The following is a 26,706-nucleotide window of genomic DNA, read 5'->3' on the forward strand; positions in this document are numbered from 1 at the left end:
GAGCCCCAGGGGGCTGGGGTGGGCCACCCCCTAGGCGTTCGGGCGGGCGGTGTCGGCGGCGGCCGCCGCCATCGCCTCCAGTTGGGCGAGGAGCGGCATGGGGTCCACCCCCACCGTCCCGGGAAGGAAGTCCGCGATCCGCTCCGGGGTCCAGGCGCCCTCCGCGTACCCCGCACGGAGCTCCCGAGGCTGTGCCCACACCGCGATCTTCGGCCCCGCGATCGTGTACACCTGCCCGGTGATCCCCTCCTCCCGCGCCCGCGAGGACAGCAGGTACACCACGAGCGCCGCCACGTCCTCCGGCGAGCCGATCTCCTTCAGCTCCATGGGGACGTTGGCCGACATCCGGGTGCGGGCGACCGGCGCCACCGCGTTCGCCGTGACCCCGTACTTGTGCAGGCCGAGCGCCGCGCTGCGTACCAGCGAGATGATCCCGCCCTTCGCCGCGCTGTAGTTGGCCTGCGCCACGCTGCCCTGGTGGTTGCCGCTGGTGAAGCCGATCAGCGTGCCGGAGCCCTGCTTGCGCATGACCGCCGAGGCCGCCCGGAACACGGTGAACGTGCCCTTCAGATGCGTGGCGACCACCGGGTCCCACTCCTCCTCGGACATGTTGAACAGCATCCGCTCGCGCAGGATCCCCGCGACGCACACCACCCCGTCGATCCGCCCGTACTGGGCGAGGGCCGTGTCGACGATGCGCTGGCCGCCCGCCATCGTCGAGATGTCGTCGGCGACGGCCACCGCCTCGCCGCCGGCCGCGAGGATCTCATTCACCACCGCGTCGGCGATCTCGCTGCTCGGCTCGCCGCCCTCGATCGAGACGCCGTAGTCGTTGACGACGACCTTCGCTCCCTCGGCGGCCGCGGCGAGCGCGACGGCCCGGCCGATGCCCCGCCCGGCCCCCGTCACGGCGATGACCCTGCCTGCCAAGAAGTTCCCCACGTCCGGCCCCTTCCCGCGGTTTCTGACGGACCGTTAGATTTTATGACCCGTCAGATGCTTCACCACAAGCCCCCGGGAGGGACGGGTATGTCACTGCCGCCCGAGTTCCACGAAATCGCCAAACGCGTCAACAACTGGGGGCGTTGGGGTGCCGACGACGAACGCGGCACGCTCAACCACATCGGCGACGAGGTCGTCCGGGAGGCGGCCGGCGAGATCCGCTCCGGGCTCCGCGTCCCGCTCGCGCTGCCCCTCCAGCAGGACGGGGTGCAGACCGGGGTCATTCCCGGGCGGGTCAATCCGCTGCACACCATGGTCCAGATCAACCAGGAGATCTTCGGCCCCGGCACGATCGCGTGCAGCGACGACGCGGTGACCTTCGGGCTCCAGGCCGCCACGCACTGGGACGCCCTGACCCATGTCTCGCACTCCGGGAAGATCTACAACGGCCGCCCCGCCGCCACCATCACCCCGCACGGCGGCGCCGAGTTCAGCGGCATCGACAAGCCCGGCCACGTCGTCTCGCGCGGGGTCCTGCTGGACGTGGCCCGCGCCAAGGGCCTCGACCGCCTCGCGGGAGGCCACGCGGTCACCCCGGAGGACCTGGCCGAGGCCGAGGAGTTCGCGGGGGTCACCGTGCGCGCCGGGGACATCGTCCTCGTACGCACCGGACAGATCCAGGTCTATCTGGCCGGGGACAAGCACGGCTACGGCTATCCGTCGCCGGGGCTCTCCGTGCGCACACCCGAGTGGTTCCACGCGCGGGACGTCGCGGCGGTCGCCAACGACACCCTGACCTTCGAGATCTTCCCGCCCGAGATCGAGGACCTGTGGCTGCCCGTGCACGCCCTGGACCTGGTGGAGATGGGCATGCTCCAGGGCCAGAACTGGAATCTGGAGGCCCTGTCCACCGCCTGCGCCGAGGCATCCCGGTACACGTTCCTGCTGAGCGCCATGCCCGAGCCGTTCGTCGGCGGCACCGGCACCCCCGTCGCCCCGGTGGCCGTCCTCTAGGACGGACCCGGGACTCAGGGGTGGCGGCCACGCATGCGCGCCCCGAGCGCGGCACCGCCGCCGCCACCCCGGCATCGGCGTACCGGCTCTGCCCCTCGGGTGCCCTGAGAGGAGCCTCGCCCTGCTGACCCTGACGCCGTGCCACGACCCGCACTCGCCGAGGCGTGCAGTCCTCGGCGTCCCCTCGCGACGAATCGCTCATCCCAGGGTGATCAGGCGGCCACCACCCGTCAACACCCCGTTAATGTTTCGCGCCTTATGCCGTATTTGTGACAGCGTGCGGGGGCTCATACGCACCGTTCCCGTACGCCCCGCCCGTGCGCCCCTGACGCTCCTTGAGCCCCGAGTGACCCGAACGCTCCGGCACCGAGGGGGTGACGGGCGCGTCGCGGTCCACCTCGCACCAGATGGACTTGCCCGCGCCCTCGGCCCGCCAGCCCCAGCGGTCGGCGAGCCCGTCGACGAGTTCCAGGCCGCGCCCGTTGGTGTCGTCGCCCTGCGCGTGGCGGGGTTTGGGCGGACAGCAACTGCGGTCGGCCACCTCGACCCGCACGGTGCCGCCCTCGGCCGGCCCGAGCAGCATCCGGAGCACCGCCGGACAGCCCGTGTGGACCACGGCGTTGGTGACCAGCTCCGAGATCAGCAGGATCAACGTCTCGGCGAGTGGCTCATCGAGCCCTATGCCGCAGCCGGCCAGCCGCGAACGTGCCCACTTCCGGGCCCGGCCCACCTCGGCGGGATCCGGCCCGACCTCCAACTGAACCTGAAGCACCTGCACCGTTCACACCATCCGAACCGGCGGACACATCGCCTCGCGCCTCACAGGGGACCACCATCGGGGTCACGGAACGTGATTCCCGTGGGAGACAGCATGGTTGACGTACAGTCACCGCAACAAGCGCTTCGGGCATATTCCAGCGCGAAGGAGTATGCGTGGTGCATACTGTGCGGCTCACCTTGCGGGAAACCGAACGGGAGCGCGTACGACGCCTCCGTGCGGCGCGAGCGGCGTGCGGTCCCGGACCCGGAGCCACCGCACTGGCAACACCGGGAGAGCCGCTCCACACCACCACTCGCATCCCACGGAGAGTACCGGAGAGCGCCCCCGACTCCGGCTCGTGACGACTGCGCCGGGCCGCCGATGTCGACGCATCGTGACCGTCGGCCCGGTCCGGCTCAACTCCCCGGTGGTGCCTGGAGTGCGGCCGCGAGGGCCTCGCACGCCTGCTCCGCCGACTGCCACTGCTCGGCCCGCACCCAGGCCCGCTTCAGGTGCAGATGCACATCGGCCTCCCAGGTGAACCCCATCCCGCCGTGCACCTGGAGGCAGTCCCGCGCCCCGCGCACGGCCGCCTCGTCGGCGAGCAGCTTGGCCCCGGCGATCTCACCGGCCTCCCCCGTCACGGCCGCCGCGTACACGGCGGCCCGCGCCAGCTCGGTGCGGACGAGCATGTCGGCGCAGAGGTGTTTGACCGCCTGGAACGCGCCGACCGGCTGCCCGAACTGGACGCGCTCCTTGGCGTGTTGGACCGCCATCTCCGTGACGCGCGCCGCGCTGCCGAGTTGCTCCGCCGCCGCCAGGAGGACGGCTTCGGGGTCGGTCGCCGTGCGGGTGCCGGGGATCCGGTGGAGGGGGGTCAGCGGGTCGACCGAGCGCAGGGGGGCCGCGCCCGAGGCGTCTCCCTGGACGTGGTCGGCCTGCGCGAGCCAGCCGACGAGCCCGCCGTCGACCCGGGTCACCACCGCCTCGCCGGTCGCCGCGCCCTTCACGGCGCCGGCCGCCAGATGGGTGGCCACCAGCGGGCCCGGCAGCAGCGCGCGGCCCGCCTCCTCGAACAGGAGCACCGCCTCGGGGAGCCCGAGCCCGACCCCGCCCTCGTCCTCGGGCAGCCGCAGCGAGAAGAACCCGGCCTCCCCCAGGGCCCGCCACAGCGCCCGGTCGAGCCCGGGCCGCCCGACCGCCGCCCGCAGCGCGTCCCGGTCGAACCGCGCCGTGAGCAGCTCGCGCATGCCCGCCTTCAACGCCCGCTGATCGACGGTGAGTTGGAAGTCCATCAGCGCCCCTTGGGCAGGCCGAGGATGCGCTCGGCGACGATGTTCCGCTGGATCTGCGAGGTGCCCGCGGCGATGGTGTACGAGAGGGACGAGAGGCGGTCCAGGGTCAGGGCCCGGTCCAGGTCGAGCGCGTCGGGCCCGAGGACACGGGCCGCGGTGTCGAACAGCTCCTGACGGGCGTGCGAATAGCGGAGCTTGAAGACGGATCCGCCGACGCCGGGCACCCCGCCGCCGCGCTGCGCCTCGCTCACGTTCCACTGGGTGAGCCGCCACAGCGCCGTGAACTCGGCGTTCAGGCACCCGAGTCGGCGGCGCAGCTCGCTGTCGTCCCAGCTGCCGTTCGCCCGGGCGGCCGCCGCGACTTCGGCGAGCGTGCGGCGGCAGGCCACCACCTCTCCCACGAAAGCGGTACCGCGTTCGAAGGACAGCGTCACCATGGTGACGCGCCAGCCGTCGTTCTCCGCGCCGACCCGGTTGGCGACCGGGACCCGTACCCCGTCGAGGAAGACCTCGGCGAACTCGGCGGATCCGGCCAGGGTGCGCAGCGGCCGTACGGTGATGCCGGGCGCGTCCATCGGCAGGGCCAGCCAGGTGATGCCCCGGTGCTTGGGCGCCTGCGGGTCGGTGCGCACCAACAGCTCGCACCAGTCGGCGACTTCGGCGTGCGAGGTCCAGATCTTCGAGCCGGTCACGACGTAGTCGTCGCCGTCCCGTACGGCCTTGGTGCGCAGGGCCGCGAGGTCGGATCCCGCGTCCGGTTCGCTGAAGCCCTGGCACCAGATCTCGTCGCCGCGCAGCACCGGCGGCAGCCAGCGGGCCCGCTGTTCGGCGGTGCCCTCGGCGGCGATGGTCGGGCCGGCGTGCAGCAGGCCGACGAAGTTCGCTCCCACGTAGGGCGCGCCCGCCTTCTCGGTCTCCTCCAGGTAGATGAGGTGCTGGGTGGGCGTGGCGCCCCGGCCTCCGGCCGCCTCGGGCCAGTGCAGGCCCGCGTACCCGGCGTCGTACAGCATCCGCTGCCAGGCGGTGTCGTAGGAGCGTCGCGCGGGCCAGTCCAACGGGTCCGGTTTCGGCGGGAGTTGGGGAAGCGCGCGGCTGAGCCAGGCGCGCAGCCCGGCCCGGAAGGCCTCTTCCTCCTCGGTGTACGTCAGGTCCATCGGCGCTCCCCGGGGCGGGCGGGGCTCATCGGCGGGACCGGTCGAGGTCGAGGCCGAGCATGCGGATGGCGTTGCCGCGCATCAGCTTGTAGACGGTCTCGTCGTCGAGCCCCTTCACATGGTCGAGGGCGACCTCCTTGGTGTGCGGGAAGGTCGAGTCGACGTGCGGGTAGTCCGTCTCGAAGGTGGCGTTGTCGCGGCCGACCACGTCCAGGGACGCCACCCCGTGCTTGTCGCGGAAGAAGCAGCAGAAGATCTGCCGGTAGTAGTACGTGGACGGCGGTTCGGGGATCAGATCGCGCACCCCGCCCCAGGCCCGGTGCTCCTCCCACACGTCGTCGGCGCGCTCCAGGGCGTACGGGATCCAGCCCATCTGGCCCTCGCTGTAGGCGAGTTTGAGGGTGGGGAACTTGACCAGGACCCCGCTGAAGAGGAAGTCCATCATCGACGCCATCGCGTTGTTGAAGCTCAGCGAGGCCTGCACGGCGGGCGGCGCGTCGGGGGACGCGGCGGGCATCTGCGAGCTGCTGCCGATGTGCATGTTGACGACGGTGCCGGTCTCCTGGCAGACCGCGAAGAACGGGTCCCAGTAGCCGGAGTGGATGGACGGCAGACCGAGGTGCGTGGGGATCTCGGAGAACGTCACCGCGCGCACCCCGCGTGCCGCGTTGCGCCGGATCTCGGCGACCGCGAGGTCGATGTCCCACAGCGGGATGATGCACAGCGGGATGAGCCGGCCCCCGCTGTCCCCGCACCACTCCTCCACCATCCAGTCGTTGTAGGCCCGCACGCAGGCGAGCGCGACCTCCTTGTCGTACGCCTCGGCGAAGGTCTGGCCGCAGAAGCGCGGGAAGGTCGGGAAGCAGAGCGAGGCCTCGACGTGGTTGAGGTCCATGTCGTCCAAGCGCGCCTTGGGGTCCCAGCAGCCGCGCCGCATCTCGGCCCGGGTGATCCCTTCGAGCGTCATGTCGTCCCGGTCGAAGCCGACGGCGGCGATGTTGCGCTTGTACGGGAACTTCAGGTCCTCGTAGATCCACCAGTCGGTGGGCGGCCCGTCCGGGTCCATGGTGATCTGGTACTTGCCCGCCACGTACGCCAGTTCACCGATTCCGGCGGTGAGCGGCCGCGGCCCGCGCTCGCGGTACTTGGCGGGCAGCCAGACGTCGAAGAGATGGGCCGGCTCGATCACATGGTCGTCGACGCTGACGATCCGCGGCAGTTCGGTCATGAGGTCCCCTCCGCACATCTGATGCTCCGTCAGATTGCAGGCTAGCCCCGCACCCCTGGACCAGCAAGGAGCGGGGGCCTACGCTCTCCGCCATATCTGACTGACCGTCAGTTCGAGTGCTCGGCAGGACCATTGGGGGCCCTCCATGACCGACACCGCACACGTACTGGACTCCTCGGGCACGCTGTGGGAGCTGATCGAGCGGCGCGCCGAACTGACGCCGGACCGCCCGGTCCTGCTCCAGGGCGACCGCACCCTCACGTTCGGCGCCCTGCGCGAGCGCTGCGAGCGGGTGGCGGCGGGCCTGTACGGCATGGGGGTGCGGGCCGGGACGATGGTGGCCTGGCAGCTGCCGACCCGCATCGAGACGGCGGTCCTGTCCTTCGCCCTGGCCCGGCTCGGCGCCGTCCAGTCCCCGGTGATCCCGTTCTACCGGGACCGCGAGGTGGGCTTCGCCCTGCGCGAGTCCAAGGCGGAGTTCTTCGCGGTGCCGGGGGTGTGGCGCGGCTTCGACCACACCGCCATGGCACGGCGGCTCGGGGCCCGCGGCGTCTTCGAGGCGTACGACGAACTGCCGGACGGGGACCCCGGGCCGCTGCCTGCGCCGCCGTCCGACGGGACCTCGGTCCGCTGGATCTACTGGACCTCGGGCACCACCTCCGACCCCAAGGGCGTGCTGCACACCGACCGTTCACTGATCGCGGGCGGCTCGTGCCTGGCGCACGCCCTGCACCTGTCGTCCGCCGACGTCGGCTCGATGGCCTTCCCGTTCGCCCACATAGCCGGGCCCGACTACACGGTGATGCTGCTGCTCTACGGCTTCCCCGCCGTGATGTTCGAGCACTTCGCGCTGCCGGACGCGCTGGCGGAGTACCGGCGTCACGGCGTGACGGTGGCCGGGGGTTCGACCGCGTTCTACTCGATGTTCCTGGCCGAGCAGCGCAAACAGCCCGGCGAGAAGGTCATCCCCTCCCTCCGGCTCCTCGCCGGCGGCGGGGCGCCGAAGCCGCCCGAGGTCTACCACGCGGTCGTACGGGAGATGGGCGTCCAGCTCACCCACGGGTACGGCATGACCGAGGTCCCGATGATCACGATGGGCGCCCCCGACGACACCGCCGAACACCTGGCCACCACCGAGGGCTGCCCCCCGCCCGGCATGGAGATCCGCATCACCGACGAGTCGGGCGCGCCGCTGCCGTACGGGGTGGACGGCGAGGTGCGGCTGCGCGGCGAGGCGGTGTGCCGGGGCTATCTCGACCCGGCGCAGTCGAAGGCCGTCTTCGACGCGGACGGCTTCCTGATCACCGGCGACGTGGGGCACGTGCGGGAGACCGGGCACCTCGTGCTCACCGGGCGGATCAAGGACATCATCATCCGCAAGGGCGAGAACATCTCCGCCAAGGAGATCGAGGATCTGCTCCACACCCATCCGGCGGTGGGCGACGCGGCCGTGGTCGGCCTGCCCGACCCCGAGCGCGGCGAACTGGTCTGCGCGGTCGTCGAACAGCCGCCCGGCGCGGCCGAGTTGACGCTGACCGAGCTCACCTCGTATCTGCGCTCCCAGGGGCTGTCGGTGCACAAGCTGCCCGAGCGCCTTGAGGTGGTGGAGGCGCTGCCGAGGAACGAGGCGCTGCGGAAGGTCCTGAAATACAAGTTGCGGGAGCGGTTCGGCGGGGCATGACCTCAGCGCCCCGCCACACCCCCACGAGGACCACGAGGACCTGACCGATGGAACTCTCCCGCAGACACCTCATACTCGGCGCCGCCGCCCTCTCCACGACGGCGCTCCTCCCGACGACGGCACGCGCCGCCGCGCGCCCGCGCGCGAGCGCGGACCCCGCCAACTGGATGGCGGCGCTGCCCGACAGCCGCTCGCTGCTCCGCATGACGATCCCCGGCACCCACGACTCCTGCTGTACCAACCCGAACAACGGCACCGAGTGGTCGCACACCCAGAACTGGGGACTGACCCAGCAACTGCAGCAGGGCGTCCGCTTCTTCGACATCCGCGCCAACGGGCTCGAAGGCCATCTGAACGACGCGTTCGGGATCTACCACGCCGCCTACTACCAGGGCATGACGTTCGGCGACGTCCTCACCCAGAGCGCGGCCTTCCTCGACAGCCACCCCGGCGAAGTCCTGCTGATGCGGCTCAAGAAGGAGAACGGGACCAACAACGACGTCGGCGCCAACTTCAAGAACGTGCTCAACGTCTACCTCGACCAGAAGGGCTGGCGCTCCCGCTTCCTGCTGACCGACCGGGTGCCCACCCTCGGCGAGGCGCGGGGCAGGATCGTGCTCATCGCCCAGTTCGACAACGACTGGCCGGTGCTCCAATGGCCCGGCGGCGACAACGACTTCCTGTCCAACCAGTACATCCGGCTCCAGGACGTCTACCAGGGCCTGTCCTGGCCGTCGAAGAAGACGGCCAAGGTGACCCAGCAGTTCGACAACGCCTTCTACGACCAGAACTCGGCGCAGCTCTACATCAACTTCACCAGCTACGCGGGCGGCGGCTGGCCCAAGGTCAACGCGGACGCGATCATGCCCGGCGTCCAGAGCTATCTGAACGCGCGCGTGAGCCAGCAGACCCACCTCGGCGTGGTGCCCATGGACTTCCCGGACTTCCACTCGGACACCCTGCGCACCCTGATCGACTGGAACTGGCACTGAACGCCGGGCGCCGGGCGGCCTAGGGCATCGTCGTGAAGTAGGCGGCGAAGGCGGCGACCGCGTCCGGTTCCGTGATGCGGCCGTCGCCGTCCCGGTCCAGGGCCACGGCCACGTCCGCCGCGGCCCTGGGCGAGACGCCGAGGGCCCGCAGCGCACGCTCGCAGTCGGGCACCGACACCGTGCCGGCGCCGGCCGTGTCGGCCACCGCGAACGCGGCGTGCAGGAACGGGCGGGCGATCTCGGTGAACCCGGTGGTGCGGTCCCGCAGGCGTTTGAGGGCGCCGCCCACGAACTCCTGCCGGGTGACCCGCTGATCGCCGTCCACATCGGCGATCCCGGCCAGGCCCTGCCACATCGCCTCCGCGCCGCCGTACAGTGCCTGCCCCCGATCGCAGCGGGCGGTGGTGCCGAACTCGGTGAGCAGCGCCTTGGCCGCCATCGAGAAGTCCTCGCGGTCGATCCAGCCGTTGCCGTCCTGATCGAAGGAGGCGAACCTCGCGGCCACCCGGCGTTCGTATTCCGCACTCTCGGGACTGTCCATACTGTCCATGTCGGGAGCGTACGACTCGTGGCGCCCGGACGAGAGGGTTACGGCCAGGCGTGCCACGCGGAGCGCGGCTATGCGGAGATCGGCTCGGCCAGGTCGTCGGCGGCCGAACCCACATCCCCGTACACCTCGAAGAGGCGGCGTACGCCGAGTGCGGCAAGCACCTTGTTCACGTGGCTGCCGTCGAGGGCCCCGCGCGCGGGCAGTATGAGGCGCAGCCGGCCCTGGCAGGAGCGCATCAGGCGACGGGCCGCGATCAGCACGCCGACCCCGATCGAGTCGCAGAACAGCACTCCGGACAGGTCGAGGACCAGGTCGCGGCGGCCGTCGGCGACCACGGCGTGCACCTGGCGGCGCAGGCCCGGCGACGTCACCAGGTCCAGCTCGCCGCTGACCCGGAGCACCGTCCACGTGCCCTGCTCGGACTCGTCCACTCTCAGCGTCACGCCACCGGTCCCTCTCTGTGCTGCCGTGCCCCCATCCTGCGCGGCTGCCCATGCCCCACCCAGGCGAAACACCGCCTTTATCATCCGGCGGCCGTGCGGGGGCGTACTTGAGGCAAACCTCCGTGCATTGTCAGCCCGTCGCATTACATTCGTAGGTACGCAGAGACGGGCGCACAGGGGCACACACGGGGAACGACAGGGTTGGGGAGCCTATGCCTAAGGACGCACCACCTCGGTGGGACCGCCGGATGCAGCAGCGGCTCGCGCGCGGCGAGGCCGCCGCCCTCGGCGAGCTGTACGACCGGTTCGCCTCCCTCGTGCACAGCCTCGCCCACCGCGTGCTCAGCGACGAGGGCGCGGCGGACGCGATCACCCGCGAGGTCTTCGGCTACGTCTGGGAGAACCCGGACGCCTACGACCCCAAGCAGGGCTCGATGCGCTCCTGGGTCGCCAAGCTGACCCAGCGCCAGGCCGTGCAGCGCCTTCGCCAGGACGAGACGTCCTCGTACGAGGAGAGCGGCGTGGGCTCGACCGAGGAGCTGGAGCAGAAGGTGCGGCGGGCCTCGGCGGCCGCCCGCGCCGACTACATCGTGACGTCGATGCCCGCCCCGCTGCGCGCCGCCCTGGAGCTGGCCTACTTCCAGCGCCGGGACTACCGCCAGGCCGCCGCCGACCTCAGCATCACCGAGGACGAGGCGCGCCGGCGCCTGCGCCTCGGACTGCAACTGCTCTCCTCGGCCAACACCCGGCCGCCGGAGGGAGCCGCACCGCCCGGATACGGGCGGGCCTGGTGACCGGGCCCCTGGAGCGGGGCGAGCCGGCGCCCGACGACGAGAACACCCCGCGCATACCCTCGCCGCGCTCGGCGGGCGACGACCTGACGGGCGGCCGGGGCGGCTCCGGCACGTTCGTGCCCGGGCCGCGCGAGGGTAACCGTTTCGGCCCGCCGGCCCCCGACCGCCGGGCCGAGTCGGACGCCGAGGGCAGGGCCGAGCCGGACCCCGAGCCGGAGACGCCGCCCCCGCCGGACCCCGAACCGCCGTCGCCGTCGCCGTCGTCGTCGTCGGCAGAGCCGGAAGCACCGGTGCACGAACCCGTTCCACCACGAACCGCGCCCGTCGCCGAGCCGCCTTCGCACACCGTGCTGAAGTCGCTGCTCGGCGCCTGGGCGCTGGCCGCGTGCTCCACCGAGGAGACCGACGCCGTCGAGGCGCACCTCACCGAGTGCGCGCCCTGCGCCGACGAGGCGCTGCGGCTGCGGGACGCGGTGGGCCTGCTGCACACCGAGCGCAGCCTCGACCTGGACCCGATGCTGCGCGCCCGCGTCCTGGAGAACTGCCTCGGCCGGCGCCCGGCCCGCATCCCGGTGCCCGCGTGGGCGGCCCCCTACGACGCCGAGGCCGCCCGGCTCGACGCCCTGCTCAATGACTTCGGGGACGCGGAGTGGCATGCGCCGGTGCGCCTCAAGTGGTTCGAGGAGGAGCGGCAGACCGCCCGGCGCACCACGGTCGCCGGGGTGATCGGGCATCTGATGGCCGTCGACGCGCTGGTGGCGACCGCGCTCGGGCTCGACGAGCCGGTGCCGCTGGACCCCGAGGAGGCGGCGGGCGGCCCCGCCGCGCGCACCGAGGCGCTGTGGCGGGCCGGGCGGTACCCGCTGACCCGCACGGTCCGCGAGCCCTGGCGCGAGCAGTCCCACGCGCTGATCCGCACGGTGTCGTTCGCGGGCCGCGGCGTGGCCGAACTGGCCGTTCCCTACGGGGAGTTCGCACTGCCCTTGCAGGACGCGATGCTCGACCGGGCCTTCGAGTGCTGGATCCACGCGGGCGACATCGCCGAGGCGGTGGACTACCCGTACGACCCGCCGTCCGGGGCGCATCTGCACCGCATGATCGACCTGGCCGCCCGCATCCTGCCCGCCACTCTGGCCGGCCGCCGCAGGGCGGGCCTGGCCTCGCCGGCGCGCGGACTGGTCACGGCCGGCTCCCCCGGCCGCTCGCTGCGCCTGGAGATCGAGGGCGTGGGCGGCGGCGACTGGCTCATCCCGCTCGACTCGCCGGCCGCCGTCGCGTCCCCCGACCGCGAGGTGGCCCATGTGGCCCTGGACGGCGTGGAGTTCTGCAAGCTGGCCGCGGGCCATGTCTCGCCGCAGGAGGCGGCCGCCGGTCAGCTCGGCGACCGCGAGGCCATCAGCGACGTCCTGTTCGCGGCCGCGTCACTGAGCAGGCTGTGACGCCGACGGGCGCGACGGCTACGCGAAGACGACCGTGCGGCGCCCGTTGAGCAGGATGCGGTGCTCGGCATGCCACTTGACGGCCCGCGCCAGCGCCTGGCACTCGACGTCCCGGCCGATCGCGACGAGCTGGGCCGGAGTGACCTCGTGGCCGACGCGCTCCACCTCCTGCTCGATGATCGGCCCCTCGTCGAGGTCGGCCGTCACGTAGTGGGCGGTCGCGCCGATCAGCTTCACGCCGCGCGCGTGCGCCTGGTGGTAGGGCTTGGCGCCCTTGAAGCTCGGCAGGAACGAGTGGTGGATGTTGATGATCCGCCCGCTGAGTTCCTTGCACAGGTCGTCCGAGAGCACCTGCATGTACCGGGCGAGCACCACGAGCTCGACCCGCTCCGCGCGCACCAGCTCCAGCAGGCGCGCCTCGGCCTCGGCCTTGGTGTCCTTGGTGACCGGGATGTGGTGGAAGGGCACGTCGTAGGAGGCGACGAGCTCGGCGAAGTCGGTGTGGTTGGAGACGACCGCCGCGATCTCGACCGGCAGCGCGCCGGACCGGGAGCGGAACAGCAGGTCGTTCAGGCAGTGCCCGAACTTCGACACCAGCAGGACGATCCGCATCCGCTCCTCGGGGCGGTGGATCCGCCAGTCCATCTGGAAGGAGTCGCCGACGGCCGCGAAGCTGGCGCGCAGCTTGTCGACGGTCACCGGGGCCTCGGCCGAGAAGTGGACCCGCATGAAGAAGAGGCCCGTGTCGCGGTCGCCGAACTGCTGACTGTCCTCGATGTTGCAGCCCGTGATGAACAGATAGCTCGACACGGCATGCACGATGCCCTGTTTGTCCGGGCAGGAGAGCGTGAGGACGTACTGGTCGGTCATCCAGGCAGGATGCCACAACCGGGCGCCCCGGCGGCCCCCGGCCCAGGATCCGGACCTCAGGCCGAGCGGGTCAGGATGCTCAGCACTTCGAGGGAGCGCGGCGGCGCGTCCGGGTCCTCCCCGTCACTCTGCGCGAGCCGCACATGCGCCTCACGCGCCGCACGCACCGCCTCGGGCCAGGCGTGGTGGGCGAGGTAGGCGGAGACGGGGGCGTCGGCGCCGACCTGGTGCATGATCCGCAGCACCCGCAGCACGGCGAGGTCGACGAGGGCGGCCTCGCCCGAGTCCCGGAAGATCGTGCCGACGTACTTCTCGGCCGACCAGTTGTCCAGCCAGGTGTCCTCGACCAGGCGGTACACGGCGTCGGTGACGTCCCCGTACCCTTCGCGCCCGGCCGCCCAGGTCTCCTCGTGGAAGACGGGGTCGGAGAGCATGTGCAGCGCGGACCGTACGTTCGTACGCCAGCGCCACCACGGCATGTCATTCAACGGCATGCCGCCCATGGTGGAGGAGCGACGGCCGCGACGGGAAGGGCTTGCTGAACCTTGCTGCACGTTTTCGATCGTACGTTCCCCCTCGCGCCCGCCCGACCGGCCCCCGCAATTCACCTGGGTGTCACCCTCAGTTGACGCGTGCTCACTTTCCCGTTACCCGTGAGGCGGAAGTGTGTGGGCACATGACCGGTTACGGAGGGCAGCGTCCCCGGGGCTCGACCCGGCCCCGCCGCTCGCTCAGTTCGATCAGCACGACGGCCACCGTGTTCGCCGCGTGTTCGGCGGTCGGAGCGGGCCTGTTGACCGGCTGCGGTGTTCTCCCTGGAGTCGCGGGGGGCTCCAGGGAGCCCATCACCGTCATGACCTGGGCGCCCGACGGCACCTCCGCCACCAACGCCCCCGGCATGCCGGCCATGGCCAAGGCGTTCGCCCGCTGGGTCAACGCCAACGGCGGCATCGACGGCCATGAGCTGAACGTCCTGACCTGCAACGAGCACAACACCCCGGCCGGCGCATCGGACTGCGCGCGCCGCGCGGTGAAGGAGAGGGCGGTCGCCGTCGTCGGCTCGTACAGCCAGTACGGCAGCGCCTTCCTGCCGCCGCTCGAAGTGGCCGGCATCCCCTACCTCGGCGGATACGGCATATCCGACCAGGAGTTCACCAGCGCGCTTTCCTACCCGGTCAACGGCGGCCAGGCCGCCCTGATCGCGGGCAGCGGCCGGCAGCTGGCCCAGGACTGCGAGCAGGTCTCCCTGGTGCGGCCCGACACCATCGCGGGCGATGTCCTGCCGACCGTCCTGGACGCCGGTCTGCTCGCCGCGCACCGCGAGCCCGTCGCCGACATCCGTACGACCGAGGACGCCGGCGACTACACCGCCGAGGCCCGGCGGGCGCTCGCCGGGGCCGGGGCGGATCCCGCGCTCGTGGGCCGGATCGGACGCAAGGCGGCGGCCCAGAAGGCCGGCAAGGGCTGTGTGACGGCCGTGCTCGGCGACCGCACCGAGACGTTATTCGACTCCTTCAGACGGGTCGAGAGCGACGAGCAGAAGGTGCGGGTCGCCTCCGTGATCGGCTCGATCGGCCAGCCGCTCATCGACCGCACCGGCGGCAAGGACGGCCCGTTCGAGGGGGCGTACGTCACCGGCTGGTACCCGGAGAGCGACGATCCGCGCTGGGATCCGATGAAGAAGGTCATCCGCGAACAGGCCTTCGGGGACAACGACATCGACGCGGCCGACGCGACCGTGCAGACCACGTGGATCGCGTACACGGTCCTGAAGAAGCTCGTCGAGTCGCTCGGGCAGGACTCGGTCCGCGCGGTGGACGTCGTGCGCACCCTCAACAAGGGCGTGATCGTGAACACCGGCGGGCTCACGCCCGATCTGCGCTGGCGCTTCGAGGACATGCTGGCGGCGCCCGACTTCCCGCGCGTCGTGAACCGCCAGGTCACCTTCCAGGTGGTGCGCCAGGGCCGTCTCGTCGCCCTCAAGAAGGGCTTCACGGACGTGAGTTCAACCCTGGAGACGTCCGCGGCCAACGGCTGAGACCGGGGCCGCCCGCCCCGGCCGGGGGCCCCTAGAGCTGGGTGGCCGCCCGCTTGGTCAGGCCGTACTTCGTGGCGATCGCGTTCCACAGGCCCGAGGCCTCCTGCTTGGACTTGGTCGCCTCGCCGCTGGACTTGTCCCCGGCGCCCGCGTCCTTGGTGCGCTTGGCGTGCCCGTCCTTGCAGTTCTTGCCCTTGTCCCCGGCGACCGCGTCCGACCAGGCCGCGTAGTGGTTGTCGGCCGCCGCCGAGGACTGCCAGGCCTTGGTGAGCGCGCCCGAGAGCCGGTCGTGGTCGGGCAGCTTGTCGAGGGCGAGGCCACCGAGCCGGGTCACCAGGTCGGCGCGCTGCTTGGCGGCGCCGCGCAGGGACGCGGAGGCCTGGTCGAGCTTGTCGCAGCGGCGGATGTCGGCGACCGCGCCGATCACCGCGTCCCGGCTGCTGCCGCTGTCGGCGAGCAGCTTGTCGAGCGCCTCGGCCTGCGCCTTGGCCGGGTCCGCGTCGGCGTCCTTCTTGCCGCCGCCGTCGCCGGTGGCGGGCGAGCTGACGGCGGCGGGCTGCTTGTCGTCCTTCTTGCCGTCGTCGCCGCCGCTGAGCAGCGCGCCGGCGCCGAGCCCGATCACCGCACAGCCCACCACGACGGCCGCGATGAGCCCGACCGGCGACTTGCGCCGACGCGGCTCCGGCTCGTACCCGGACTGCTGCGCGGGCGGCTCCTGGTAGGGCGGCGGCGCCTGGAACTGCCCGGCCGGACCCTGGCCGCCCTGCGTCGGCTGGTACGGCTGTTGCTGGGCCCTGTTCAGCGGTACGGACGGCTGGAAGCGGGGCAACTGCGCGTTGTCCGCGCCCTGTTGGGCTCCTCCGTCGGCGCGGAAGAGGCTGTCGAACTCGGCGGGCGGCGGCCGGTCGCCCGGCGCGCCCGGACGTATCCCGTACGGGGAGTCCTGCGGGGCCGGGGGCACCGGCGGCAGCACCTGGGTGGGGTCGGCGTTCTGGCCGGCGGACTGCGCGCCGAACCGGCCCGGCTCACCGGCGTGCTCGGGCGGCAGCGCCCCGGGCCCGCCCGGCACCGGCGCGAGGTACTGCGTGGCCTCGCTCCCGAAGTTCCCGGCGCCGCCCGGCACCGGCGCGATGTACTGGGTCGCCTCACTGCCCGAGTTCCCCGGGCCGCCGGCCACCGGGGCGATGTACTGCGTGGCCTCGCTCCCCGAGTTGCCCGCGCCGCCCGGCACCGGCGCGATGTACTGGGTGGCGTCGGAGTCCCCGTTCCCGGGCGGCACCGGGGCCAGGTACTGGGTGGCCTCGCCGCCCGAGTGGCCCGGCACGGGCGCGATGTACTGGGTCGCCTCCGCGTCCCGCCCGTTGCTCTCGGGCGGCAGCGGCTGCCCGAAGGTGGCCGGGCCCTGCGGCGGCGCGGCCTGGCCCTGCGGGCCCCAGGGCTGACCCCAGGGCTGGGCTCCAGGAGGCGCGGGCAGGGGCTCCCCGGCGCGGGGGCCGCTTCCGTCGGCGGGCAGCACGACACCCTCGTGCGCGGGCCGCACAGCCGGAAGCTGCGGCTCGTCACCCTGTCGGCTCTGCGTCACCGGAACTCCTGTACGTGGACCTACGGAATCGTCGGTTCACGCTACCGGGTCCCCCCACGCCCTTGCCAAGCCCTCCCTCAACCCTCCACTTTCAGGCCGCCCGGACCTCAGGCGGCCCGCACGGCCCGCACCCCCTTCGGGCCGCCCGGACCTCAGGCGGCCCGGCACCCTTCAGGCCGCCTGGACCTCCAGGCGCTCCCCGAACTCCCGTACCGCGGGCTCGTCCCCGTACGGCTCCAGGCGCACCTGGAGGTCTTCCAGGTAGTCCGCGCCCCGGTTGGAGCGCAGGGTGGCCAGGAGTTCCACCGCGCGGGTGCCCGTCGCGCACGCCTCCTCGACCTCGCGCTGCTGGACCTGCGCGGTGGCCAGCAGGACGAGCCCGATGGCGCGGCGCCTCGCCCGGGTCTCGGGATGCCCGGACAGCGACTCCTCGGCCCGCCTGGCCGCGGCCTCCGACTGGCCCAAGTCCCGGTGGCAGTGCGCCAGTTCGTCCGCGAGGTACGCGTGGTCGAAGTGCGCGATCCAGCTGGGGTCGTCGCCGGAATCGGGGTCCGCGGACTCCAGGGCGGTCAGCGCCCGGCCCGCCACCGCCTGGCAGGTACGCGCGTCGCCGAGCAGCGCGTGGCCGCGCGCCTCGGCCGCGTAGAACATGGCCTCGGCGCGCGGGGTGACGCGGCCGCGGGAGCCTTCCTGCGCGGCGCGCGCCAGTTGGGCGATCTCGCGCGGGTTGCCGAGCTGGGCGGCGAGGTGGCTCATGGACGCGGCCAGCACATATCCGCCGTATCCCCGGTCGTCGGCGGCCTGGGCGAGCCGCAGGGCCTGGATGTAGTAGCGCTGGGCCAGGCCCGGCTGGCCGGTGTCGACGGCCATGTATCCGGCGAGCTCGGTGAGCCGGGCCACCGCCGCGAACAACTGCCGCCCCACGGACTCCCGGTAGGACCCGGCGAGCAGCCCGGACACCACGCTGTTGAGGTAGTGCACGACGACCGGCCGCACATGGCCCGCCCCGAATTGGTGGTCGAGCCGCACCAGCGCGTCCGTCATCGCCCTGACCGCCTCGACGTCGGCGGCGCCGACCCGCTGCCCCGCATTGCGCGCGACCTGCGCGTCGGCCCCGGTGATCAGCCAGTCCCGGCTGGGCTCGACGAGCGCCGAGGCCGCCACGGTGGAGCCGGTCAGGAAATCGCGCCGCCCCACATCGCTGCGCCACAGCTCGCAGACCTGCTCGATCGCGCCGAGCACGGTGGGCGAGAACTGCAGCCCCACGCCCGAGGCGAGGTTCTTGCCGTTGGCCATGCCGATCTCGTCGATCGTGACCGTGCGGCCCAGTTTGCGGCCGAGCGCCTCCGCGATGATCCCCGGCGCCCGCCCCCTCGGCTGCTGGCCGCGCAACCAGCGCGCGACGGACGTCTTGTCGTAGCGGAGGTCGAGGCCCCGCTCCGCGCCGACCATGTTCACTCGACGGGCGAGCCCGGCGTTGGAACACCCGGCTTCCTGGATGAGCGCCTGCAGCCTTTCATTCGGCTGGCGGGCGACGAGAGGCCTGGCTGCCATGAGAACCCCCTGGAGCGGCAGTGATCAGCACCCTGATCATTGCCCTGCGAATATGCAGAGAAACGAGCGTTATCCGGAATATGGCGTCATTGCCAGCATTCCCGTGTGCTTCCCCCGCATATGGCTACCCTGCCTCCGTGGCACAGCCGCACGCGCGCCCCCGCCCATGCACCCATGCGCCCCATATGCAGGACCGATCCCGCTGATCCCACGGTCGCCACGCCCGTAACCGTCGGTGGTGGGCACAGTTGAGTGCGTCGTGGAAGAAACCATCACAGGCACGGGCACCGACACGGAATCCGCACAGATCCCCAAGCAGCGCGGCGAACAGCTCCTGGACAGCGCCGTACGGTACGCCGAGGAGCGGCACTGGGACGTCTTCCCCGGCACGTCCCTGGAGGCCGACGAGGGAGTCGAGCGCTGCTCGTGCGGTGACACGGCGTGTCCGAAACCGGGTGGGCACCCCGCCCGGCCGGACTGGGCGACCCAGGCCACCGGCAGCGCGGTCGCGGCCCGCCGGCTGTGGTCCAAGAGCCCCCGGGCCTCGATCCTGCTTCCCACCGGGCGCACCTTCGACGCCATCGACGTGCCCGAGTCGGCCGGATTCCTCGCGCTGGCCCGCATGGAGCGGATGGAGCTCACGCTCGGCCCGGTCACCTGCACCCCCGACCGCCGGATGCTGTTCTTCGTGCTGCCGGGTGCGGGCGCCAAAGTCCCGGATCTGGTGCGGAAGTTGGGGTGGGTGCCCGCCTCGGTGGACCTGATCACCCGGGGCGAGGGCGACTACGTGGCGGCCCCGCCGACCCGGATCGGCGGCTCGGGCGCGGTGCAGTGGGCCCGCCGCCCCACCCCCGCCAACCGCTGGCTGCCCGACGCGGAGGAGCTGATCAGCCCGCTCGCGTACGCCTGCGGCCGCGAGGCCGCCGACGCGAGGGCGCGCCGCCCCTAGCGCGAGTGCCACCCTCCACTCCTATGGTGTCCGGGTAGGCACCATCACGGGGATGAGAGGCACGGCCATGCCGGACCAGGCATTCGAAGGAACCGCGGACACGGCGGGCGGAGCGCGTACGGCGCCGCCCGCCGTCCGCGTACAGGGGCTGTGGAAGCGGTTCGGCGAGCAGATCGCCGTCGCGGGGATCGATCTGGAGCTGCCCGCGGGCAAGTTCATCGGTCTGGTCGGCCCGAACGGGGCGGGCAAGACCACCACCCTGTCCATGGTCACCGGGCTGCTCAGGCCCGACCAGGGCACGGTCGAGGTGGCCGGGCACGACGTGTGGCGCGACCCGGTCGCGGTGAAGTCCCGCATCGGCGTACTGCCCGAGGGGCTGCGCCTGTTCGAGCGCCTGTCGGGGCGCGAGCTGCTCGGCTACTCGGGCCGGCTGCGCGGACTGCCCGGCGCCGAGGTCGACAAACGGGCCGCCCAGCTCCTGGACGTACTGGACCTCGCGGGCTCCCAGCACAAGCTGGTCGTCGACTACTCGACCGGCATGCGCAAGAAGATCGGGCTCGCCGCGGCCCTGCTGCACAACCCCGAAGTCCTTTTCCTGGACGAGCCGTTCGAGGGCGTCGACCCGGTGTCCGCCCAGACCATCCGCGGCGTCCTGGAGCGCTACACCGCCTCCGGCGCCACCGTCGTCTTCTCCAGCCACGTCATGGAGCTGGTCGAGTCGCTGTGCGACTGGGTCGCCGTGATGGCGGCGGGCCGCATCCGCGCCCAGGGCACCCTGGCCGAGGTGCGCGGCGAGGCCGCCTCCCTGCAGAGCGCCTTCCTCGAACTGGTCGGCGCCGGCGGGCGCACCACCGGTGACTCCCTCGACTGGCTCGGCGGCGGTACCCGGTGACCGCGCCCTCGCAGAGCGCCGCCGCCCTGACGCCCGTCTTCGTACGCCTCAAGCTGTCGCTGCTCAGGAACGGACTGCGGCAGTCCGGTGGCCGCCGGGCCGCCTACATCACCTCGGCGGTCCTCGTGCTGCTCTTCGCGGCGCTGCAACTGCTCGGCCTGATCGCGCTGCACGGCAATGAGCACGCGGGCACCGTGGCGGTGCTGCTCGTGGCGCTGATGGCGATCGGCTGGACCGTGATGCCGCTCTTCTTCCCCAGCGGCGACGAGACCCTCGACCCGACCCGGCTCGTCATGCTGCCGCTGCGGCCGCGGCCGCTGGTCGGCGCGCTCCTCGTGGCGTCCCTCGTGGGCATCGGGCCGCTCTTCACGCTCTGTCTGGTCCTCGGCTCGGCGATCGCCGTGGCGCAGGGGATCGGCGCGGCCCTGGTCGCGGTGATCGCCGTGCCGCTCGCGCTGCTCGTGTGCCTGGCCCTGGCCCGCGCGGTCGCCGCCGCCAACACCCGTCTGCTGACCTCGCGCAAGGGCCGCGACCTCGCGGTGCTGAGCGGTCTGGTGATCGCGGTGGGCTTCCAGTTCGTGAACTTCGGCGCCCAGCGGCTCGGCGACTCCGGCGGCCTGTCCGCGCTGGACCCGGCCGCGGACGTGGTGCGCTGGCTGCCGCCGGCCGCCGCGATCGGCGCGGTGGACTCGGCGGGCGAGGGGGCGTACGGCCGCGCGCTCGTCCAACTCCTGCTCACGGTGGGCGCGTTGGGGCTGCTCCTGTACGCCTGGCAGCACTCCCTCGTGAAGCTGATGACCACGCCGGACGGCTCGACGCTCGCCGCGTCCGACGCCTCCCGCAAGGAGTCCACCGGCAAGGGCCTCGCCGGGCTGCTCCCCGAGGGCCGCACCGGCACCGTGATGCTGCGTACGCTGCGTTACGCCTGGCGGGATCCCAAGACCAAGGCCGCCTGGATCACCTCGCTGGCGATCGGCCTGATCGTGCCGGTCTTCAACGCCCTCCAGGGCGCGGGCACCGTGTACTTCGCGTGCTTCGCGACCGGCATGCTCGGCGTGCAGATGTACAACCAGTTCGGGCAGGACACCTCGGCGTTCTGGATGGTGCTCCAGACCATCTCCTCGACCCGGGACGCCTATCTGGAGCTGCGCGCCCGGGCGCTCGCGCTGCTGCTCGTGACGCTTCCTTACACGCTGCTCGTGGCCGCCGTGACGGCCGGGATGCTCGACGACTGGGCGAAGCTGCCGGAGGTCGTCGGGCTCGCGCTCTCGCTGCTCGGCGCGATGCTGGCGACGGGCTCGGTGGCGTCGGCGACGCTGGCGTACTCGATCCCGCAGGACAGCCGCAAGAACGTGGCGCCGGGGCAGGGCGGCATCGCGGCCCTGTCGATCTTCGGCGGGATGGTGGCGGGTGCGCTGCTGTGCGCGCCGATTATCGCCCTCGCGATCTGGCTGCACGTCTCGGGCAACCACGCGGGCCTGTGGCTGCTGTTGCCGCTGGGGGCGGCGTACGGGGCGCTCATCTGCTGGGCGGGCCTGAAGGTGGCGGCGCCGCGCACGGCTGCCCGCCTCCCGGAGATCCTGACGGCGGTCAGCTCGGGCTGATTCCAACCCCCTGGGGCTCCGCCCCCGGGGTGGGGGAACTGCGCGCGGCGCCGGGCCGGGCCGGGCTTCACGGGGTGAGGACCCCGTCGAGGAACGGCTCGACCGCGGTGCGCCAGCCGTCGGGCTGGTCGTAGTGGACGAGGTGGCCCGCGTCGGCCACCTCCGCGTACTGCCCGCGCGGCAGCACCCGGACCATCTCCTGGGCCTCCGCGCGGCCGAGCTCGCCGTCCAGGCCGCGCACCACGAGCGCGGGGCAGTCGACCAGCGCGAGCTCCTCCCAGTGCGCGTCGTACACCCAGGTCTCGCGGGAGGTCAGCATCTGGCGGCGGGAGAACACCGGGCGCCAGCCGTCGGCCCGCTCGGCCATGACCTCGGCGAAGAACTCGCCCCGTGCGGGGCTCGGGCGCTCGACCCAGGGGTCGTCCTCGCCGAACCACTTGCGTACGTCCGCGAGCGTGGCGAAGGGCAGCGGCCAGGACTTGAACCAGTCCTGCCACTCACGCTGGGAGGCCGCGCCGAGCGGAGAGGCCCGCATGTCGCAGATGACCAGGGCGCGGACCAGGTCGGGACGCTTGGCGGCGAGCTGCCAGGCGGTGAGGGCGCCCATGGAGTGGCCGATGAGGGTGACGGGGGCCAGGCCCAGCTGCTCGACGGCCGCCTCCGCGTCCGCCACGTAGACCTCGCGGGTGAAGGGGCCGTCCGCGGGCTTGTCGCTGCGGCCGTGGCCGCGCTGGTCGAGGGCGACCGCCCGGTGCTTCTCGGTGAGCCAGCGGGCCGTGGAGGCCCAGTGCGAGGCCCGGCCCATCAGCCCGTGGAGCAGTAAGACCCCCGGGGCCGGTTCGACCTCCGCGCGGGCCTTGGGCTGCTCCGCGAACTCCCAGGCGGCGAGGCGAACCCCGCCGGTCCCCGTCACATCGATGCGTCGCACCATGTGCCCTGGCACCCCCTTCAGCCCCCGAGTGGTCAGTTCACGGCAGAGTATCGAACCCCTATTCGAAAACTCGCGTCTCTCGCGCAACACCCCTCGTTCGAGTGACCACGCTCAAGGATTGACGGAACGTGCCGAGGGGAGATCTTCTCCGGGAGGCGGGCCGCTCGGGGAAGACGGTCCGCGGGGGTCGACCCTGGGAGCTCGGGGCTCCGGGTCGACACCGGGGAGGACAGGCCCCGGCGCCGCGAGGCGCCGGGGCCCTGGTCTTCCCGAAGCGGGTGGCCCGGCGCGAAGGCCCAGGCAGGCCGGGGTGCCGACGGTGGTGCGAGTGGTTCGAACGGCATCATGCTGCCGCCCCCCTCCCGTGCCGCACACCTCTGCGGTCATATGCCTCAAGCCACAGCCTCGCACGCGATCCGCCCGGCCGCTGCTATTCCACCCGGAAACCGGCCTTCCCCGCAAGCTTCCCGCACCCTTCACGAAGTGTGCCCAACTGCCCTATGGAGAAAGGGCGATGACGTTCCGTCATCGCCCTTCGACTCCTCGCGCGGCCCCTCGCCCGACCCCTCGCCAGGCTCAGCGCTTGGCTCAGCGCTTGGCGACGAAGACGTGCGAGGCGACGTCCGCGCCGAGCTCGGCGGCCTCGCCGCTGCTGCCCACCAGGACCCCGCCCGGCGACTGCGTCACGCTCACCACGGAGCCGGGCTGCACGCCCGCCCGCCGCAGCGTGTACATCAGCTGGGCGTCGGTCTGGATCGGCTCGCCGATCCGGCGCACGATCACCGTCTTGCCCTCGGGGCCCGGGTCGAGCTCACCGAGGCTGATGATGCCGTCCTCCAGGAAGGCGTCCGCCTCGGCCTTCTCGCCGAGCTCCTCGAGCCCCGGGATCGGGTTGCCGTACGGGGACTCGGTCGGGTGGCGCAGGAGCTCCAGGACGCGGCGCTCCACCGCCTCGCTCATGACGTGCTCCCAGCGACAGGCCTCCGCGTGCACCTGCTCCCACTCCAGGCCGATCACGTCGACGAGCAGGCACTCGGCGAGCCGGTGCTTGCGCATGACGCGCGTCGCCAGGCGGCGCCCCTCGTCGGTCAGCTCCAGGTGGCGGTCGCCCGCCACCTGGACCAGGCCGTCGCGCTCCATGCGCGCGACCGTCTGGCTCACCGTCGGGCCGCTCTGGTCCAGGCGCTCGGCGATGCGGGCCCGCATGGGGACCACACCCTCCTCTTCGAGCTCGAGGATGGTGCGGAGATACATCTCCGTGGTGTCGATCAGTCCGGACATACGTGCCCCTCGATGCTGTGACATAAAACGTCGTACCGCTGGCCCTGAATCAATTCTGACGCATAGCACTGACAACCGTGCCGCGACGGCCGTCCCCCATCTTGACCGGATACCCGCGCGCCCCGTATTGACAGGGGAAAGGTCCAGACCGCACCGTGATCGGCGCACGGTCGTAACCCCACCCCGGAAAGGGTCCTCGGCGATGAGCGAGAGCAAGCTGGCCGGTCGGTTCTTCGACGCCGCGATCGAGCTCCTGGGGCGGGTGCGGGACGAGGAGTCGCCGAACATCGCGGCCGCCGGGGCGCTGATCGCCGACACCGTCGAGGCGGGCGGCCGCCTCTTCGCCTTCGGCGCCGGGCACTCCTCCCTCGCCGCCCAGGACGTGGTCTACCGGGCGGGCGGCTTCGCCCTGATGAACCTGCTCGCGGTGCCCGGCGTCGTCGGCGTCGACGTCATGCCCGCCACGCTCGGCTCCGCCCTCGAGCGGGTCGACGGCCTCGCGGGCGCGGTCCTCGACTCCAGCCCCGCCAAGGCCGGCGACCTCCTCGTGATCATCTCCCTGTCCGGGCGCAACGCGCTGCCGGTGGAGATGGCGATGAACGCGCGGGCCCTCGGGCTCAAGGTCATCGGGGTCACCTCGGTGGCGTACGCCGAAGGCACCAGGTCGCGGCACGTCTCGGGGACGTTCCTGCTGGACCACTGCGACATCGTGCTCGACAGCAAGATCGCGGTGGGCGACGCCGAGCTGACCCACGACGGCATCGAGGCGCCCTTCGCGCCCGCGTCCACCGTGGTCACCAGCGCGCTGATGCAGGCCACGATGGCGGCGGCCGCCGAGTCCCTGGTGGCCCGGGGCATCGAGCCGCCGCTCCTTCGTTCGGGGAACGTCGACGGGGGCCACGAATGGAACGGCCGGGTCATGTCGGAGTACGGCGACCGTATCTTCTTCCGCCACTAAGCCCCGGGGGGGGTCAAAAGGCCCCTGGGGCTCCGCCCCAGACCCCGTATCGCGCCTTAAGGGCGCTCGTCCTCAAACGCCGGACGGGCTGAGGATGCCCATGCCACCGGCGCTGCCAGGGGCGCGGGGAACTGCGCGAACGGCCCCGCACGGTGGACGGACGAAAGCGGGGTTAGGGGCGCGGGGAACCGCGCACGGCGCCCGGGCCCCCGGCCACCACCCGCGCCCGGGCGGGTCAGGCGTTCAGGACCCCGGCGAGGTCCAGCACGCCGGCCACCCGCACCGCCACGCTCTCCGCGTACACCGCGTCCGGCCGCTCGAAGGCCGGCCGCGAGGGGCCGCGCAGGAAGGTCAGCACGCCCAGCGTGCGGCCGCGGCTGCGCAGCACCGCGCACAGGGCGTGGGCGGCGTCCTGCGGCCACTGGCGCTCGACCGCCCACTCCTGCGCCCGGGCCCCCGCGCTGGCCCGTACCGAGCCGATCCGGTCCACCGCCTGGAGCGCCGGGTGGCCCGCCGGATAGGGCACCGGGATGCCGCCGCCCGCCACCGCCGCGGCGGGCCCCGGAGCGCCGGCCGGGGTGGCCGCGACCCGTACCAGCCGTTCGCCCACCGCCAGGTCGACCAGGGCGTGGTCGGCGAAACCGGCCAGGGCGAAGTCCAGGTGGGAGGCCACCGCCTCCATCGGGTCCTCGCACTCGGCGGCGATCCGCGAGGCGCGGTGCAGCTGGTTGGAGCGGAAGCGGAGCCGGTCCGCGTCCTGTTCGGCGAGCCGGGCGTCGGTCACGTCCTGGAAGAGCCAGCCGACCCCGAGCGGTACGGGTTCCTCCGCCAGCGGTGACGAGAGCCGGAGGAATCCGCTGCGCCAGCAGCGCCGCCGCTCGCCCTCCGTGGTGCGCAGCGTCACCCACACCTCGGCGGGGGTCGCCGGGGCGCCCTCGGCCAGGACGTGCTGGAGGGCGCACTCCAGTTCCTCGACGCCCCGCACGATCAGCTCGCCGAGCGGGCGGCCGAGCAGGGTCGCGCGCCCGGTGCCGAGCGCGCGGGCGGCGTAGGCGTTGACGACGGTGGGCCGCAGGTCGACGTCGACCAGGACGACGCCCCAGGTCCCGTCCTCGGACAGGGCCTCGCTCAGCGCGATGGACCGCTCCAGGTCGATCTGCGCGTGCACCTCGCTGAACGCGCAGTACACCCCGGCCGGGGTGCCGTCCGCGCCCCGCACCCCCGCCGACTGCGTACGGACCAGGACGCGGCCGCCGTCCTTGCGCAGCAGGGCGAACTCGTGGACCTGGCGGCCCGGCGCGTCCATGACGGCCATGATCCGGCCGCGCACCTCGTCGGCGTCGGCGGCCCGCACGGCCCAGCCCGCGAATCCGCGCCGCCCGACGGCCTCGTCGGCCGGCCAGCCGAGGATCCGCTCGGCCTCGCGGTTCCAGTGGGTGACCACGCCGTCCGCGTCGAACGCGCAGAGCGCCGCGTCCATCCCGTCGAGCAGTGCGGCGAGGAGGTCCCCGCCGGGTTCCGGTACGGCCGTACTCGCGGGCCCGCCGCCGGGTCCGTCCGGAACCGGAGCACTGGCGGTCTCACTCCGGGAAGCACTCATCCTGGCACCCCCTGCAGGACGTGGTCGCCGCATTCACACGGCTGACGCGCGGGACTGACGCACGTCGGATCATTCAACTCGAACGTGACGCATCCCACACCGACTTCGGGGAAATCCCTTCCGGCCAACGTCGGTTACCGGCCGCGCCTGGACGG

The 26,706-nt window shown here is 72.5% G+C and carries 24 protein-coding genes; 10 read left to right on the forward strand and 14 right to left on the reverse strand.

All coding sequences use genetic code 11. The features are described from left to right. Positions 1-30: 30 nt before the first annotated feature. Complete coding sequence (locus tag ACFYZA_RS16850) at positions 31-942, reverse strand: SDR family NAD(P)-dependent oxidoreductase (protein ID WP_388491146.1); 912 nt, start codon at positions 940-942, stop codon at positions 31-33. An 87-nt stretch (positions 943-1,029) separates the two neighbouring features. Between ACFYZA_RS16850 and ACFYZA_RS16855 the strand changes: the two genes are divergently transcribed. Then, entirely contained in the window at positions 1,030-1,956 is a 927-nt protein-coding gene (locus tag ACFYZA_RS16855) for a cyclase family protein (protein ID WP_382581965.1), read from the forward strand. Positions 1,957-2,212: 256 nt separating this feature from the next. Here ACFYZA_RS16855 and ACFYZA_RS16860 read toward each other — a convergent pair whose 3' ends face one another. The 4 genes from ACFYZA_RS16860 to ACFYZA_RS16875 all read right to left on the reverse strand — a co-directional run bounded on the left by ACFYZA_RS16860 (position 2,213) and on the right by ACFYZA_RS16875 (position 6,393). Beyond that, complete coding sequence (locus tag ACFYZA_RS16860; RefSeq protein ID WP_388491150.1) at positions 2,213-2,734, reverse strand: ATP-binding protein; 522 nt, start codon at positions 2,732-2,734, stop codon at positions 2,213-2,215. A 398-nt stretch (positions 2,735-3,132) separates the two neighbouring features. Continuing rightward, positions 3,133-4,011, reverse strand: a complete 879-nt coding sequence (locus ACFYZA_RS16865; RefSeq protein ID WP_388491153.1) for an acyl-CoA dehydrogenase family protein — start codon at positions 4,009-4,011, stop codon at positions 3,133-3,135. Then, the gene (locus ACFYZA_RS16870; RefSeq protein WP_388491155.1) at positions 4,011-5,165 is read right to left on the reverse strand and encodes an acyl-CoA dehydrogenase family protein; all 1,155 of its coding nucleotides are present in this window, start codon (positions 5,163-5,165) and stop codon (positions 4,011-4,013) included. Before ACFYZA_RS16870 ends, ACFYZA_RS16865 begins: the two co-directional genes overlap by 1 nt. Before the next feature lie 25 nt (positions 5,166-5,190). Further along, complete coding sequence (locus tag ACFYZA_RS16875; RefSeq protein WP_388491157.1) at positions 5,191-6,393, reverse strand: amidohydrolase family protein; 1,203 nt, start codon at positions 6,391-6,393, stop codon at positions 5,191-5,193. A gap of 145 nt (positions 6,394-6,538) precedes the next feature. Here ACFYZA_RS16875 and ACFYZA_RS16880 point away from each other — a divergent pair, with 145 nt between their 5' ends. Both ACFYZA_RS16880 and ACFYZA_RS16885 read left to right on the forward strand, forming a co-directional pair. Continuing rightward, the gene (locus tag ACFYZA_RS16880; RefSeq protein WP_388491160.1) at positions 6,539-8,074 is read left to right on the forward strand and encodes a class I adenylate-forming enzyme family protein; all 1,536 of its coding nucleotides are present in this window, start codon (positions 6,539-6,541) and stop codon (positions 8,072-8,074) included. A gap of 47 nt (positions 8,075-8,121) precedes the next feature. Beyond that, positions 8,122-9,066 (forward strand): phosphatidylinositol-specific phospholipase C, encoded by a 945-nt coding sequence (locus tag ACFYZA_RS16885; protein ID WP_388491162.1) that lies wholly within the window; start codon positions 8,122-8,124, stop codon positions 9,064-9,066. Between the two features lie 19 nt (positions 9,067-9,085). On the opposite strand, the gene ACFYZA_RS16890 is transcribed toward ACFYZA_RS16885, so the two are convergent. Together ACFYZA_RS16890 and ACFYZA_RS16895 are read right to left on the reverse strand one after the other, a co-directional pair. Then, positions 9,086-9,607 carry an EF-hand domain-containing protein gene (locus ACFYZA_RS16890; protein WP_388491537.1) on the reverse strand — a complete coding sequence of 174 codons (522 nt, stop codon included), beginning with the start codon at positions 9,605-9,607 and terminating at the stop codon, positions 9,086-9,088. Positions 9,608-9,684: 77 nt separating this feature from the next. Beyond that, positions 9,685-10,059, reverse strand: a complete 375-nt coding sequence (locus ACFYZA_RS16895; protein ID WP_382581987.1) for an STAS domain-containing protein — start codon at positions 10,057-10,059, stop codon at positions 9,685-9,687. Positions 10,060-10,271: 212 nt separating this feature from the next. Here ACFYZA_RS16895 and ACFYZA_RS16900 point away from each other — a divergent pair, with 212 nt between their 5' ends. Together ACFYZA_RS16900 and ACFYZA_RS16905 are read left to right on the forward strand one after the other, a co-directional pair. After that, positions 10,272-10,853: a sigma-70 family RNA polymerase sigma factor gene (locus ACFYZA_RS16900; RefSeq protein WP_167159097.1), complete on the forward strand. Its 582-nt coding sequence runs from the start codon at positions 10,272-10,274 to the stop codon at positions 10,851-10,853. Continuing rightward, positions 10,847-12,292, forward strand: coding sequence for a zf-HC2 domain-containing protein (locus ACFYZA_RS16905; RefSeq protein WP_388491540.1), 1,446 nt, complete (start codon positions 10,847-10,849; stop codon positions 12,290-12,292). The genes ACFYZA_RS16900 and ACFYZA_RS16905 overlap by 7 nt, the downstream gene beginning before the upstream one ends. Before the next feature lie 18 nt (positions 12,293-12,310). Here the strand turns inward: ACFYZA_RS16905 and purU are convergent, their stop codons facing one another. Together purU and ACFYZA_RS16915 are read right to left on the reverse strand one after the other, a co-directional pair. Next, complete coding sequence (purU, locus tag ACFYZA_RS16910; RefSeq protein ID WP_382581991.1) at positions 12,311-13,162, reverse strand: formyltetrahydrofolate deformylase; 852 nt, start codon at positions 13,160-13,162, stop codon at positions 12,311-12,313. Between the two features lie 56 nt (positions 13,163-13,218). Further along, positions 13,219-13,665 (reverse strand): hypothetical protein, encoded by a 447-nt coding sequence (locus ACFYZA_RS16915; RefSeq protein ID WP_100573966.1) that lies wholly within the window; start codon positions 13,663-13,665, stop codon positions 13,219-13,221. Positions 13,666-13,838: 173 nt separating this feature from the next. On the opposite strand from ACFYZA_RS16915, the gene ACFYZA_RS16920 reads away from it, so the two are divergent. Then, entirely contained in the window at positions 13,839-15,200 is a 1,362-nt protein-coding gene (locus tag ACFYZA_RS16920) for an ABC transporter substrate-binding protein (protein WP_388491164.1), read from the forward strand. A gap of 31 nt (positions 15,201-15,231) precedes the next feature. On the opposite strand, the gene ACFYZA_RS16925 is transcribed toward ACFYZA_RS16920, so the two are convergent. Both ACFYZA_RS16925 and ACFYZA_RS16930 read right to left on the reverse strand, forming a co-directional pair. Next, the gene (locus ACFYZA_RS16925) at positions 15,232-16,782 is read right to left on the reverse strand and encodes a hypothetical protein (protein ID WP_388491166.1); all 1,551 of its coding nucleotides are present in this window, start codon (positions 16,780-16,782) and stop codon (positions 15,232-15,234) included. Between the two features lie 171 nt (positions 16,783-16,953). Further along, complete coding sequence (locus tag ACFYZA_RS16930; RefSeq protein WP_388491168.1) at positions 16,954-18,336, reverse strand: transcriptional regulator; 1,383 nt, start codon at positions 18,334-18,336, stop codon at positions 16,954-16,956. Positions 18,337-18,595: 259 nt separating this feature from the next. On the opposite strand from ACFYZA_RS16930, the gene ACFYZA_RS16935 reads away from it, so the two are divergent. The 3 genes from ACFYZA_RS16935 (at position 18,596) to ACFYZA_RS16945 (ending at position 21,781) form a co-directional block, all read left to right on the forward strand. Continuing rightward, positions 18,596-19,285 carry a bifunctional DNA primase/polymerase gene (locus tag ACFYZA_RS16935; protein ID WP_382582002.1) on the forward strand — a complete coding sequence of 230 codons (690 nt, stop codon included), beginning with the start codon at positions 18,596-18,598 and terminating at the stop codon, positions 19,283-19,285. 67 nt (positions 19,286-19,352) lie between these two features. Further along, positions 19,353-20,177, forward strand: coding sequence for an ABC transporter ATP-binding protein (locus ACFYZA_RS16940; RefSeq protein ID WP_382582679.1), 825 nt, complete (start codon positions 19,353-19,355; stop codon positions 20,175-20,177). Beyond that, the gene (locus ACFYZA_RS16945) at positions 20,174-21,781 is read left to right on the forward strand and encodes a transporter (protein ID WP_388491171.1); all 1,608 of its coding nucleotides are present in this window, start codon (positions 20,174-20,176) and stop codon (positions 21,779-21,781) included. Before ACFYZA_RS16940 ends, ACFYZA_RS16945 begins: the two co-directional genes overlap by 4 nt. Positions 21,782-21,848: 67 nt before the next feature. On the opposite strand, the gene ACFYZA_RS16950 is transcribed toward ACFYZA_RS16945, so the two are convergent. Further along, the gene (locus ACFYZA_RS16950; RefSeq protein ID WP_382582008.1) at positions 21,849-22,712 is read right to left on the reverse strand and encodes an alpha/beta fold hydrolase; all 864 of its coding nucleotides are present in this window, start codon (positions 22,710-22,712) and stop codon (positions 21,849-21,851) included. A gap of 588 nt (positions 22,713-23,300) precedes the next feature. Beyond that, on the reverse strand, positions 23,301-23,993 hold the full coding sequence (locus tag ACFYZA_RS16955; protein WP_100573958.1) for a metal-dependent transcriptional regulator: 693 nt from the start codon (positions 23,991-23,993) through the stop codon (positions 23,301-23,303). Between the two features lie 202 nt (positions 23,994-24,195). Between ACFYZA_RS16955 and ACFYZA_RS16960 the strand changes: the two genes are divergently transcribed. After that, positions 24,196-24,951 (forward strand): SIS domain-containing protein, encoded by a 756-nt coding sequence (locus tag ACFYZA_RS16960; protein WP_382582011.1) that lies wholly within the window; start codon positions 24,196-24,198, stop codon positions 24,949-24,951. Positions 24,952-25,186: 235 nt separating this feature from the next. Here the strand turns inward: ACFYZA_RS16960 and ACFYZA_RS16965 are convergent, their stop codons facing one another. Continuing rightward, a complete protein-coding gene (locus ACFYZA_RS16965; protein WP_382582014.1) occupies positions 25,187-26,551 on the reverse strand; it encodes a PAS domain-containing protein in 1,365 nt (454 codons plus the stop codon). Positions 26,552-26,706: the final 155 nt, after the last annotated feature.

Source organism: Streptomyces sp. NPDC001828, assembly GCF_042892175.1.
Lineage (GTDB): Bacteria > Actinomycetota > Actinomycetes > Streptomycetales > Streptomycetaceae > Streptomyces.